Genomic DNA, 12254 nt, shown 5'->3' with positions numbered 1-12254 from the left:
GACAAGCGGCCGGTCTTCGTCTTGAATGGCCGGGAGTAAGTTTTACCTTGCCTTTGAAGTGGCTGAGGATTTGGGCGATATGGACGGAATAGACCTTCAAGAAGAGCACCAGACAACAACAGGCGCGGAAGATAAATCTTCCAGCAGCGATGGTGCATATCGCGTTCTCGCCCGTAAGTACCGACCTAGTACGTTCGATGATCTTTATGGTCAGGAGCCGATGGTTCAGACTCTGCAGAATGCATTTGAGACTGGCCGTATCGCGCAAGCCTGGATGCTAACCGGGGTTCGCGGTGTTGGTAAAACAACGACGGCCCGTATCCTAGCTCGCGGCTTGAACTACGACATTCCGGGTGAAATCGATAAACCAACCATACACTTAGACAAAATCGGCACTCATTGCCAGGCCATCATGGAAGGGCGACATGTCGATGTGATCGAGATGGATGCGGCTTCTCATACTGGTATCGATGACATTCGCGAAATTACCGAAGCAGCACGGTACCGTCCGGCGAGTGCACGCTACAAAGTGTACATCATCGATGAGGTGCACATGCTCTCCAAGTCGGCGTTCAACGGGTTGTTGAAGACGCTGGAAGAGCCGCCGGAGCATGTGAAATTCATTTTTGCGACCACAGAAATCCGCAAGGTTCCTGTGACTGTCCTCTCTCGTTGTCAACGGTTTGACCTACGCCGGATTGAGAGCTCTACGCTTGTGTCCCTGCTGCGCGAGATCTCCGGCAAAGAGGGCATAGAAATTTCTGATGAAGCGTTGGCTCTCATTGCGCGCGCTGGAGAAGGGTCTGCCCGAGACAGTTTATCCCTTCTGGATCAAGCCATTGCGCATGGTGCGGGCCGCATTGAAGCCAATGAAGTGCGCCAGATGCTAGGCCTTGCTGACCGCAGCCGGGTGATAGATTTGTTTGAGCACGTGATGCGCGGTGACATTGCCAGCGCTCTGGATGAGCTCAAAGCCCAGTATGATGTGGGCGCCGATCCGGCAGTTGTCCTCTCTGACCTTGCAGACTTTACCCATTTGGTGACGCGCTTGAAAGCAGTGCCGAAGGCGGGTGAAGAGAACTCTGTGACTGAGAGCGAACGGCAGCGTGGGCGGGACTTTGCTGAAAAGTTATCGATGCGCGTTCTTTCCCGGACATGGCAGATATTGCTGAAGGGAATTAATGAAGTGCAGAACGCCCCTAAACCATTGGCTGCGGCTGACATGGTTCTGGTGCGCTTGTGCTATGCTTCAGATCTTCCTGATCCGGAAGAGGCGCTGAAGCTGCTGAAGTCTGGCAAGTTCTCCCCGGCTGGTGGTAATGCGCCTGCGGGCAACGCACCTCAGGGCGGCGGCGGGTCAAGTGCCAGCGCTGTTCCATCCGGTGGCGGCGCTGCACCGCAATTGCGAGCCGTGGCTGGCGGCCAGCCGATGACGCAAGCTATTGGCGCAGCACCGCAATCTGCCCCTCAGATGAGGCAGGCTGAGGAAGCGAAAGAGAAGATCGCGATCCGCTCATGGGCCGAGGTTGCGGGGCTTGCAGCCCGCATGAAGGACATTCCGGTCAAGGTTTCTGTCGAGCGTGCACTGCGTCTTGTCAACTTCCAGCCGGGACGCATCGAAGTGCAGCCGACTGAGATTGCGACAGCTGATGCGGCTGGAGAGCTGGGCCGAAAACTGACGGAATGGACGGGTCGTCGCTGGATTGTTGCGGTTAGTCGTGACCAAGGCCGACCGACTTTGCATGAGGAAAAAGAAGCTAACCAAAGACAGTTGGTTTCGGATGCACATTCTGATCCGGAAGTGGTGAAACTTATTTCTGCCTTTCCCGGGGCTAAGGTTGTTGACGTGCGCATTTTGAAGCAGGAGGAAGATCTCCCCCTTGAAGCGGCGTCCGAGCCTGTCGACATAGAAGACATGGACTCTATGGATTTCACCCAAGATTTCTAAGGTTTCGGTGCTATGAAACCTTATGAACCGAATTGATAGAGCGCTGATGTGCGCTCAATAGACGTTTAAGGAGCGAGTCGATGGACTTTCTTAAAATGATGAAGCAAGCCAAGCAGATGCAGGAAAAGATGGGCGAGCTTCAGGAGACTGTAAACGACCTTTCTGTTGAGGGAACCTCAGGCGCAGGCATGGTCACCGTTACGTTGAATGGTAAAGGTGAGATGACTGGTTTGAAGATTGATCCTTCTCTCATCAATGCGGATGAAGTTGAGATCCTGGAAGATCTTATCCTCGCTGCGCATAACGATGCGAAGGGAAAAGGCGAGGCTTTGGTGCAGGAGCGTACGCAGGACATGATGTCCGGTATGGGTCTGCCAGCTGGCATGAAACTCCCGTTCGGCTCTTAAGTTCTTCTAGGCTACGTGTTGCCAAATCACCGCGACCCTGCGCAGATTTGGCCGTAGACCTGAAACGGATTTATTCCCTCTTGCCCGCCTCTTCAGGCGGGCATAGTTTATCTGGCATTGTCTCGCAAAACTGCTTTGCGGGTGCCTTTTCTTTCTCGCAGAAAGCATAGATTTTAGATGAGTACACGCAGGGTTGCTGGTCCCGAAATTGAACGCCTGATACAGCTGCTGTCCAAGCTGCCCGGCCTCGGCCCGCGCTCGGCCAGACGTGCTGCTTTACATCTGGTTCAGAAGAAAGATCAACTGCTTATCCCATTGGCGGAAGCCATGGGCGTGGCGGTTGATCAGGTTGGCATCTGCTCAGAATGCGGTACCGTGGACACCAGTGATCCTTGCACCATTTGCTCTGATCCGCGCCGGGATGGAGCCACCATTGTGGTGGTTGAGGACGTCTCTGACCTTTGGGCGCTGGAGCGGGCATCCGCTGTGAGTGCACATTATCATGTCCTCGGTGGCACCCTGTCTCCGCTGGACGGTATTGGCCCGGATGACCTCAACATTTCCAAGTTGGTTGAGCGTATTGAGGGCGGTGCGGTGAGCGAAGTTATCCTCGCGGTTAACGCGACCGTTGAAGGGCAGACCACAGCGCATTTCATTACGGACCAGCTTGCGCGATTTGAGAATGTGAAAGTGACCCGCCTTGCGCATGGTGTGCCGGTTGGTGGGGAATTGGACTACCTTGACGAGGGCACTCTGGCGCAGGCTTTGCGAGCAAGAACAAAGTTTTAGCAAGTTTCTTGCTCGGCACTTATGCGGGCATTTCCGCCGCTTAAGTCGTTTGCGTTGCTATGTGCGTTGAATTGAAAGATTTGCGTATTTATTGCGTTGAACAGGATTTTTGAAAATGGACACATCTTCCGCCAAACCAACCCAGTTTTTCATCCGCAAAACCCAACGCAACGATGTGGACGAACTGCTCGCTCTGCTCAACCGGATTATTGAGGCCGGGGGGACAACCGCGCTGGAGAAGCCGTTGAACAAAGGTGAGTTCATCGAGTGGTTTCTTGAGGCTGACATTTTAGAGAGCACTGTTTGCGCGATTGACCGTGACAGCGGCGAGCCACTCGGCTTTCAGATCGCCAGCCATTACGGAGATATCCCCGCTGACTGGGTTGATATCGGCACCTTCGTAAAGCCGGGCCTGCACAAGAGCGGCATCGGCAGTGCATTGTTCAAAGCAACACTTGCCAATCTGGAAGGTAAAGGCCTCACCACCATCAACGCCACCATCCGCGCCGACAACACCGGCGGCCGCGCCTACTACACCTCCCGCGGCTTCAAAGACTACAAACTGCTGGAAGCCGTGCCGCTGACTGATGGGACATTGGTAGACCGGATTTGTAAGCGGTTTGATTTGGGGTGAGTGTGAGTTACGCCCCTCTGAAAGAACTGCGTAATTTGGCATACTCCAGATTTAATTGCTTGATTTCTTTTTCCAGCCTTGCCATTCGACCTTGGAGCTTTCCAAGTTGAGAGCTTTTTAATTGCACTTCTCGTCCGATGTTAGACAGTCGCCGTTCTTTTCTCGCTCTTCGAAGTTCGGCTTTTCCAACAAGAGGATCTTGATAAGATACATGCTCTTGCGACTTTAGCTTACCAGTCTCTAACAACTGCTGCCTTTTGTATAATCTATAATTTTGCTGAGCAGATGCCCATTTCAAAAGGCTGGGAAATTGTCTAACGTCATCTTTCAAAGCTTGAGAGCAAGAGCTTGGCATGCCTGCCTGAACCCCAGAAAGCTCAGCCGAAATTACATTTTTCAGAAGACGATCTCTCGCTTTTTCAATAGCTTCACTAGATTGCGCTGGCTTTTTTCTTTTCTTTTTCTTTCGCTTTGCAGGTGAGGATGTCTTTTCCGGATTCCAATTAATCCCCGCATGTAAAATTGTACTTCCCCCTAGATAGCTTCCTCGACCCATCCCAACTCTCCCCAGCTTTAGCGCATGGTAACATCACAGCATCCGATCCAATCGGTGATTTGGTCAAGACTCAGCATCCGATACCCCTAATTTTTAAGGGGGTGGACGTGATGTGGGTGGCACTGGTATTTTTAAGGAGGCGCTGGCCTGCGGCGGGGTGGTATTGCCGCAGACCAGCAGGGCACCGTTTGGCGAGGATGCGGGGTGGATTTGCGTCTCGCCATTGGTACCGGAGGCAAGTGGCACGGGTTCGTGCCATTTACCCATCACAGTGCTGTTGAACGAGCTCTGCGTGGTCAGGGGTACCGATCACGTGGAGCGCGCTGCACGATCAAGCCATTTTGTGAGCCAGTCCTTTTTTACGAGGCTGGCTTTTTTCTTTGCTCCTGTGCATCTCCCTGATCGAAAACCGATGGGGTTTTCGGGAGGGTGCCAGCGAGCAAAGCGTCATACGGCTTAATCAGGAAGCGGAGTTTTTGTGTTTATTGGCTGCGGATGAGCGACTCGCTCTAACATTCCGCAGCTTTTTCCCAGCGCTTCGAGGCGATCGCGGAAGGCGTGATGCAAAGTGAACAGGGCATCGCGCTCACTGGAGTGCTGCATTCTCTCTGTCAGCACAAGGTGCTGAATATACGAGAGGTTCTGCAAATCCGAGACAGCGACGATGACTTCGTCAATTTCATTTTGGAAAGTATTTGTGGCGCCACAGGCGCATGCGGAGTCGGTCATTCTCAATCCCTCTGTAAGTAGGGTGTTGAAGAACCGCGCGACAGCAAGACTTTCTAGGGTCCGCTGGCGAGCGGGAGGCTAGAAACCTGCAAACAGACAGGCGAGTTTATTCCCCTCCGAAGAAGGTATTGTATTCACCGCCCTCCCGCTCATAGCAATAGGTTTGCGCGCTACCTATAAAGCAGGCACAAAAAATCCGCTAGTCGACGGGAGCGGTTACCGCTGTTTGGAGGAGGTTTCTAGGCCTCATGTATGAATGTGGAATGAAAACCGCAGGTTGTCAAATTGACAATTTTTACAGGGATGTGGATGGCGGGGTTTGCTCGTGTTTGGCGGTGCGACTTATGCCTGAGCATGTCGCTCTGGATCCCGGATCTGCGCTGCGCTTGTCCGGGATGGCGACGGGTGGCGTGAGACCTCTTTGGCGGGCGGGACGTTCGAAACCTGCAGACAGTCAAGCGGGTTTATTCCCCCCGAAAGGGTATTTTATTCACCACCCTCCCGCCCATAACAAAGGGCTTGTGCGCTTCATGCATGAGGATGGGATGAGGCAATTGCTCTGTCAAACTGGTAGTTTTGACAGGGACGTGGATGACGGGGGTTAGCAACTTGTTTGTGTCGTGGCTTATGCCTAAGCGTATCGCTCTGGATCCCGGATCTGCACTGCGTTTGTCCGGGAAGACGGTGGGGGGAGCTGGTCGTTATTGCAAGTTTTCTTTGATAATCCGCGCAAATTTTTGAGCGATTTTTTTGTTTGGGAGCTTCATGTAGTAGGGACCTTGTCCTTTTACCGTAACCTCCAACTCGTTGTTGCTAAGTCTTCGAAATCTCGCTGATTGCCCTGCTACATTGTTATTGTACTCAGGGAAGTCTCCAATAACGATTGTGGATTTATCGGCATTCACTTTTGGTTGCTCTGGCTGATGATAAGCTTCCCAAATGCAACCATTCAGCGATCTATAGTAAGCTGAGTAATTGACCGCGTCATAGAACTCGGGACTTAGCCTTGACCATGCACACGGTGCGATACCGTGATTTCTAAAGATAGCAAGCAAATTGCGAGAAAGCTCCTGGTTCGTCAATGATGAGTCGATTTTCACAATCTCAGTATACCCAGGGGCTGGAAGAATAGCTCCAGTCAATAAACATCCCGAAACTGCAAAACAGGCAGCAAAGACACACGCGATTAGCGAAGTCTTTTTAATGACTGTTTTCATCTCTTTTCACTTATTGCTATCCGGATGGTCAAAGTTGGTGAATTGAAGCAATCTCTGTTTGATCATTGCCAAGAGCCTAGCAAGCCAATGTCACAAGTGAAATTCATGGAAAGCTTGGGCTGATTTTGCCAAAGTATGTGCGCATCTCAAGTATAGTGCTGGCAGTTGCTATCAACAGCGTTTCAGGTTCGTTTGCGAAACCTCTTGCAATTGGGGGGCTCAATACTCAGTATGCGCACCTATGGTTCCTGGGGAGCGAAAGGCCTCGGGATTAAAAGGGAACACGGTGAAGTGTAGCCAACAGGCGCTAATTCCGTGACTGCCCCCGCAACTGTAAGCGGAGAGCGAGGCCAAGCATGCCACTGGAGAGATCCGGGAAGGCTGGCTGAGCACAGACCCGCGAGTCAGGAGACCTGCCATTATGTTTCACTTCAACCCGGGCGGGGCGTCCCGGAAGGAGCCATAATGGTTGCATTGGCGAAAGCCTGTCACATATCCGGTTTCTGTTTGCCCCTGCCTTTGCGCGGAGGGCGTTATGAGATCTTCTTCCACTCTTTCTCTTAGTTTGTTTTGGGCCGTTTGTTCGGGCCGGCGGTTTTCTGTCTGCGATTGCGCTTGACTTTTTGATCAGAACTCGACAATTGATGTAACGTTATAACGTTACAATATTATCAATGCGGATATGGTACTGGTTGGATTGGCTGAATGCGTGACCCTGTTTCTAAATTTTTCAATGACTTAGGTTGGCAGAGCTGTTTGCTGTGGCGCAGCGCCCTACGGAAAGGCGCATGCTCATGAGCGCGACTTCTGTTTCGGTCCGCGATATTTCGTGGGCACCTGATCGTAGGAGTGCGCTTGTTTTAAAGCCGCTAAGCTTTGAGCTGGCTGCGGGTCAGACGCTTGGTGTGGTGGGCGCGAACGGGGCTGGCAAATCTACGCTGCTGCGATTGCTCTATCGGTTCAACAAGCCCATGACCGGGCAAGTTTGCGTTGGTGGTGATGACATCTGGTCCCTCTCCGCCAAGAGCACGGCACAGCGGGTGGCGGCGGTGTTGCAAGAACAGCCGACGGATTTTGCGCTAAGGGTGCGTGAGATTGTGGAGCTGGGACGCACGCCGTATCGCAGTGGGTTGGCAGCTTCCGGAGAGCGAGACCGGCAAGTGGTGGACCGTGCGATCCGCGCTTTGCAGCTGGATGCATTGGCCGGACGGTTGTTTGGCACGCTTTCTGGCGGAGAGCGGCAGCGGGTTATGGTGGCGCGGGCGTTGGCGCAGGAGCCAGAGCTGCTCATTTTGGATGAGCCGACCAACCATCTCGACATTCGCCATCAGCTGGAAATCCTCAAGCTTATTGAGGAGCTGGATCTAACGATCATCACCAGTTTGCATGACCTGAACATGGCGGCGCAGGTGTGTGACCAGATTCTGCTGCTCGATCACGGGCAGATGCTTGGCTTTGGGGCGCCGGAGCAGATCCTCTCTCCCGCATTGGTTTCTCAGGCCTTTCAGGTGCGCACGACACGCGATCAGCTGATGGACCGACAACAATCTCTTTTAACTTTCGATCTTCACTCATAAGGACACTTTTCATGAAAAAGCTTGGTTTAGCGCTGGCTGTGGCGCTGCTTTCTTCCTCCGCTGCGCTGGCAGAGGTTTCCGTACAGAGCTGCAACCGCACCGTCACATTTGATGGTGTTCCGCAGCGGGCCATTTCCAACGACTCCAATCTCACCGAGATGATGCTGGCTTTGGAATTGCAGGACAACATGGCGGGTTACACTGGCATTTCTGGCTGGAAAACGCTGGATGAAGAATTGACTGATCAGGTGGCTGTATTGCCGGAGCTTGCTCCCAAATACCCAAGCAAAGAAGTGTTGATTGGGGCTGATGCGGACTTCTTTTTTGCCGGATGGAATTACGGCATGAAGGTTGGCGGCCCGGTTACGCCGGAAACTCTGGCACCGTTTGGGATCAAGGTTTATGAGCTGACCGAGAGCTGCATCCATATTGGCGAGAAGCCAAAGGTTTCCATGGATGACATGTACAATGACCTTTTGAACCTTGGCCGCATCTTTGATGTTGAAGAGCGGGCGGAAGCGTTGGTACAGGCTTATCGCGAAGACCTTGCGCAGTTCAAAGCTGGCCTGAAGGCCGCTGATACACCTCTGCGTGTGTTTGTTTATGACGGAGGTGAAGATTCTCCGTTCACTGCTGGTCGTTATGGGATGCCAACCGCGCTGATTGAGGCTGCTGGCGGTACCAACGTGACGGATACCTTGGATAAGAGCTGGGTGCGCGTGAACTGGGAGGCTGTGGTTGAGACCAACCCGGAAGTGATCGTGATTATCAACTACGGCGAAGTGACTGCTGCACAGAAGCGTGAGTTCATGCTCAACAACCCCGCCTTTGCGGATATGGATGCGGTGAAGAATGACCGGTTCGTGACGCTGGAATATGCTGAAGCAACTCCGGGCCCGCGGAACATCAAGGCGATCAAGAAACTCGCAACCGCATTCTGGGGTAACTAACAATGAGCGAAGGAACCGGTGTTGTTGTAGCCCCCAAAGAGGGCTCTTCTCATCATTTGCTGCAGATTTGCTGCGTGGGATTGGCTGCGCTGGTTCTTTCTGTCTGCCTTGCGGTCTCCGTTGGGGCGGTTTCCATTTCCATGGAGACTGTGTGGGGTGTTCTTGCCAACAAACTGGTGCCGGGCACGGTTGAGCCGAGCTGGTCGCTGGGGCGGGAGAGCATTCTCTGGGAGATCCGCCTGCCTCGTGCACTGCTGGCGATCATGGTGGGGGCCGGGCTTTCCATCGTGGGAGCCTGCCTTCAATCCGTCACCCGCAACCCACTGGCGGACCCGCACCTAATCGGCATTTCAGCTGGTGGTGCGTTTGGGGCCGTATTGGCTCTGCTGCATACGGGGCTGTTTTTGGGGATGCTCACCGTGCCTTTGCTGGCGTTTCTGGGTGCTCTTGGGGCAACACTGCTGGTGATTGGCGTGGCGAAGTTTACAAGCGCGACCAGTGCCGACCGTCTGGTGCTAACCGGTGTGGCGGTGAGTTTTGTGCTGATGGCTGGCGCCAATATTCTCATCTTTCTGGCAGACCCACGGGCGACGCATACTGTGGTTTACTGGATGCTGGGCGGATTGGGGCTGGCACAGTGGGGGCATCTCGCCTACCCGCTGGTGGTGCTTGCTTTATGCGGGCTCTGGCTGTGGTTTCGGGCTGGACACTTCAACGCAATGACAATTGGCGATGAGACGGCGACAACGCTTGGTATATCCGTTGGTGCATTCCGGCTGGAAACCTTTGTGATTGGTGCGCTGATTACGGGTGTTATGGTCGCGTTTTCCGGCATGATCGGGTTTGTGGGACTTATGGTGCCTCATATTGTGCGGTTGTTTGTTGGCGGCGATTATCGACGCCTGATCCCTGTTTCAGCGCTGTTTGGGGCGATCTTTCTATTGCTTGCAGATGCTGCTGCACGGACGCTGATGAAGCCGGAAGACATGCCGATTGGCATCATTACCGGGCTTATTGGCGGGATTTTCTTTATCTGGCTCTTACGGGAAAAGCGGTAGCTCTGCCGTTTTTCAGGGGTTCTGGCACCTCGTTGTCGCTGCGATATGAGCTTGAGCTTGCCGCCATCGTGACACAGATTTTTCGGGTTAGACTCATACAAGGCTGTTCTGGCAGCATGGCAGAAACACGGATTTTAAAGGGTATTTACCTTTATTCCGGTTGGTTCCGGCTGCTTTTAATTATGGTTTTGTCGCATATTCCTAGGTGATGATCAGAGGTCTGTTTCGGGAACATGTGTTTGATGCGGAGTGCGTGAATGACATCTCGGTTGTATAGCGAATTTGCCGAGCAATATGATGAGGCCATTCAGGAGAACATCTACAATGCTCTTTTAGAGCGACCAACGCTGCTTGGCATGCTGCCTCCGTTGCAGGGTCTGAAGGTTCTTGACCTAGGATGTGGGCCAGGTGTCTACGCGCAATTTCTCTATGATCACGGAGCCGATGTAACCTGCATTGATGAATCTGAGCAGATGCTGAAGCTGGTGAAAGAGAAGCTGGACGACAACGTGAAGTGCTACACCTCCGACTTGTCTGATGGGTTACCGGACAAGCTGGAAGGCAAGTTCGATCTGGTGATCTGTCCGTTGATGATCCATTACGTCGAGGATCTGGACAAGCTTTTTAACGATATCGGACAGGTACTGAAGCCGGGTGGATACTTCGTGTTTTCAACGCACCATCCGCTGGTGGATGCGCAGTGTTCTCCAAGCGGCAGCTACTTGCGTCAGGAGCATGTGACTGAGGAATGGAACACTATTGGCATGCCGGTGAAGGTGAGTTTTTATCGCCGCCCGCTCTCTATGCTTTTTGGCTGGCTCTCCGGTGCCGGAATGTGTGTTGTAGACCTGCGTGAAGGGATGCCAGCTGCGGAGATGAAGGAGAAATCTCCGATCCACTATGAGAAGCTGCAGAAGAACCCGAGCTTCATCTTTTTCAAATGCCAAAGCCACTGCAGCAAGTAAGCTCCCTTACTGACCCGCTTCAGACTCACCGGCTACTTACAGATTTGTGAGTCTCAAGGTTTCTGCGGTTTATCTCCCGCAGAGTCAGGTATATTGCATGTCTTCAGGTAGATTCATGAGTCATTTCAAGGAGATATTGACTCTGCGAAACTCACAGGTGTGTTAGTTGCCTCTGAGTCAATTCTCGGTGTCAGTGAAGGTGGAATAAATGCTTCTGAAGCGCTCGTAGCGAGCCTTATTCGCGCCCATGTCGCTATAGCCAACCCGAGACTGAGAGCGATAGTGCACGATACCTGCTTCTTCATCAATCCAGAGCTCCACATCGTCGTTGTAGCCCATGCTTGAGCTTGTGAAGACGGCATGAAGGTAAGGTCCATCAACCTTGCTGATCTTGTTCTTGCCCATCTCCTGCAATGTGTTGGTGAGAGCTGCCTGCGTGATCTCAAAGGAGGCAAGCATGGGCAGAGGCTCAACACGGCGGGTCGCATCTTCTGTTTGAGAGGAGACGGCATTGGGGGAATTGGGCAGGGCTGCAAACTGACCGTCATGCACACCTACATAATCTGGCAGTTTAGAGTTTTGCCAGATAAGCTTTACAGTGACGCCAACCACAAGCGCGACCAGAAGAATTGCAAGAACAGCCATTTTAGAAAGACCTTTAAACATCATCGTTTCCGGAAATCCCACCTGCACAAAGCATAGCTCACTCAGGGGTTGCGGGTGAAATGAAATTCTAGTGTTTAGAGTGCGACACAATCTGTTTATGGACCTTGCAGGTTTGCATCTGAGATTACCGGGGTGCTCAGTGTTTTGAGAGTGCCACCAGAAACAACAAAGGCGGAGCTGAGGTTTAATCCAAGCGCCGCCTTAAAATGCTCAATCACGAATGACTTTCAGAAGCTCCCAACCTCAAACATAAGATCTAGCGAGCAAGTGCATAAATGCTGACTTAGTCAATCACACCCTGCTCGCGCGCTTCGGCGATGAGCTCAGAGCAATATTTTTCACGAGCGGCAGGATCCTCGATTTTCTGAACAACTTGCTCATGCACCATGGACATCATGACTACGCTCATGACATACCCTTCATCTTCGCTCTTGATTTCGTCGAGCAGGGCTTTGCCCCTTTCATCAGGAATAGTGAGTCCGCAGCTTTTTTCTGCTCCAATGAAGCTCGCGATGGTGGCGTGCTTGATCATCGCATCTTTAATAGGGCCAGCAAAGGTAGTCTGTGTAGAAGCGCTAAGCAGAAGTGCGGCCGCGAGGCATTTAAGAGTGGTTTTCATAATATGTAGTTCCAGATGAATTTGGATATATCGCCACTACACATCAATATGTGCAGTATTTTAATAAATATGAGATTCAATGCACCCTGTCGACGTAAACTCACCGCGAACTAATTGATAATTTTTACTTTTTACAATT

At 52.4% G+C, this 12254-nt stretch carries 13 protein-coding genes and 1 riboswitch; of the genes, 8 read left to right on the top strand and 5 right to left on the bottom strand.

Annotated elements, in window-relative coordinates:
- Positions 1 to 25 precede the first annotated feature (25 nt).
- The 4 genes from BM231_RS02835 to BM231_RS02820 all read left to right on the top strand — a co-directional run bounded on the left by BM231_RS02835 (position 26) and on the right by BM231_RS02820 (position 3778).
- Positions 26 to 1948 (top strand): DNA polymerase III subunit gamma/tau, encoded by a 1923-nt coding sequence (locus BM231_RS02835; protein WP_093516557.1) that lies wholly within the window; start codon positions 26 to 28, stop codon positions 1946 to 1948.
- An 80-nt stretch (positions 1949 to 2028) separates the two neighbouring features.
- The gene (locus BM231_RS02830; protein WP_057463002.1) at positions 2029 to 2355 is read left to right on the top strand and encodes a YbaB/EbfC family nucleoid-associated protein; all 327 of its coding nucleotides are present in this window, start codon (positions 2029 to 2031) and stop codon (positions 2353 to 2355) included.
- Positions 2356 to 2532: 177 nt separating this feature from the next.
- Entirely contained in the window at positions 2533 to 3144 is a 612-nt protein-coding gene (gene recR / locus BM231_RS02825) for a recombination mediator RecR (RefSeq protein WP_063302662.1), read from the top strand.
- Positions 3145 to 3259: 115 nt separating this feature from the next.
- The gene (locus BM231_RS02820; protein WP_093516555.1) at positions 3260 to 3778 is read left to right on the top strand and encodes a GNAT family N-acetyltransferase; all 519 of its coding nucleotides are present in this window, start codon (positions 3260 to 3262) and stop codon (positions 3776 to 3778) included.
- Between the two features lie 7 nt (positions 3779 to 3785).
- Here BM231_RS02820 and BM231_RS02815 read toward each other — a convergent pair whose 3' ends face one another.
- The 3 genes from BM231_RS02815 to BM231_RS02800 form a co-directional block, all read right to left on the bottom strand.
- Positions 3786 to 4334 carry a hypothetical protein gene (locus tag BM231_RS02815; protein ID WP_093516553.1) on the bottom strand — a complete coding sequence of 183 codons (549 nt, stop codon included), beginning with the start codon at positions 4332 to 4334 and terminating at the stop codon, positions 3786 to 3788.
- A gap of 456 nt (positions 4335 to 4790) precedes the next feature.
- The gene (locus BM231_RS02810; protein WP_093516551.1) at positions 4791 to 5063 is read right to left on the bottom strand and encodes a hypothetical protein; all 273 of its coding nucleotides are present in this window, start codon (positions 5061 to 5063) and stop codon (positions 4791 to 4793) included.
- A 701-nt stretch (positions 5064 to 5764) separates the two neighbouring features.
- Positions 5765 to 6280, bottom strand: a complete 516-nt coding sequence (locus tag BM231_RS02800) for a hypothetical protein (RefSeq protein ID WP_093516547.1) — start codon at positions 6278 to 6280, stop codon at positions 5765 to 5767.
- A 225-nt stretch (positions 6281 to 6505) separates the two neighbouring features.
- Positions 6506 to 6715: riboswitch (cobalamin riboswitch) on the top strand.
- A 359-nt stretch (positions 6716 to 7074) separates the two neighbouring features.
- On the opposite strand from BM231_RS02800, the gene BM231_RS02795 reads away from it, so the two are divergent.
- The 4 genes from BM231_RS02795 (at position 7075) to BM231_RS02780 (ending at position 10830) form a co-directional block, all read left to right on the top strand.
- Positions 7075 to 7857, top strand: a complete 783-nt coding sequence (locus BM231_RS02795) for an ABC transporter ATP-binding protein (protein ID WP_093517060.1) — start codon at positions 7075 to 7077, stop codon at positions 7855 to 7857.
- 11 nt (positions 7858 to 7868) lie between these two features.
- Positions 7869 to 8807 carry an ABC transporter substrate-binding protein gene (locus tag BM231_RS02790; protein ID WP_063309151.1) on the top strand — a complete coding sequence of 313 codons (939 nt, stop codon included), beginning with the start codon at positions 7869 to 7871 and terminating at the stop codon, positions 8805 to 8807.
- 2 nt (positions 8808 to 8809) lie between these two features.
- Entirely contained in the window at positions 8810 to 9865 is a 1056-nt protein-coding gene (locus BM231_RS02785) for a FecCD family ABC transporter permease (RefSeq protein ID WP_208860012.1), read from the top strand.
- Between the two features lie 257 nt (positions 9866 to 10122).
- Complete coding sequence (locus BM231_RS02780; RefSeq protein ID WP_093516545.1) at positions 10123 to 10830, top strand: class I SAM-dependent DNA methyltransferase; 708 nt, start codon at positions 10123 to 10125, stop codon at positions 10828 to 10830.
- Positions 10831 to 11007: 177 nt separating this feature from the next.
- Here BM231_RS02780 and BM231_RS02775 read toward each other — a convergent pair whose 3' ends face one another.
- Entirely contained in the window at positions 11008 to 11496 is a 489-nt protein-coding gene (locus BM231_RS02775; protein ID WP_208860011.1) for a DUF1499 domain-containing protein, read from the bottom strand.
- Positions 11497 to 11779: 283 nt separating this feature from the next.
- Positions 11780 to 12115: a hypothetical protein gene (locus BM231_RS02770; RefSeq protein ID WP_093516543.1), complete on the bottom strand. Its 336-nt coding sequence runs from the start codon at positions 12113 to 12115 to the stop codon at positions 11780 to 11782.
- Positions 12116 to 12254 lie beyond the last annotated feature (139 nt).

Origin of the sequence: Pseudovibrio ascidiaceicola, assembly GCF_900114245.1 — a bacterium.
Lineage (GTDB): Bacteria > Pseudomonadota > Alphaproteobacteria > Rhizobiales > Stappiaceae > Pseudovibrio > Pseudovibrio ascidiaceicola.
The sequence above is the reverse complement of the archived record's forward strand: the minus strand, read 5'-3'. Positions and strand labels throughout refer to the sequence as shown.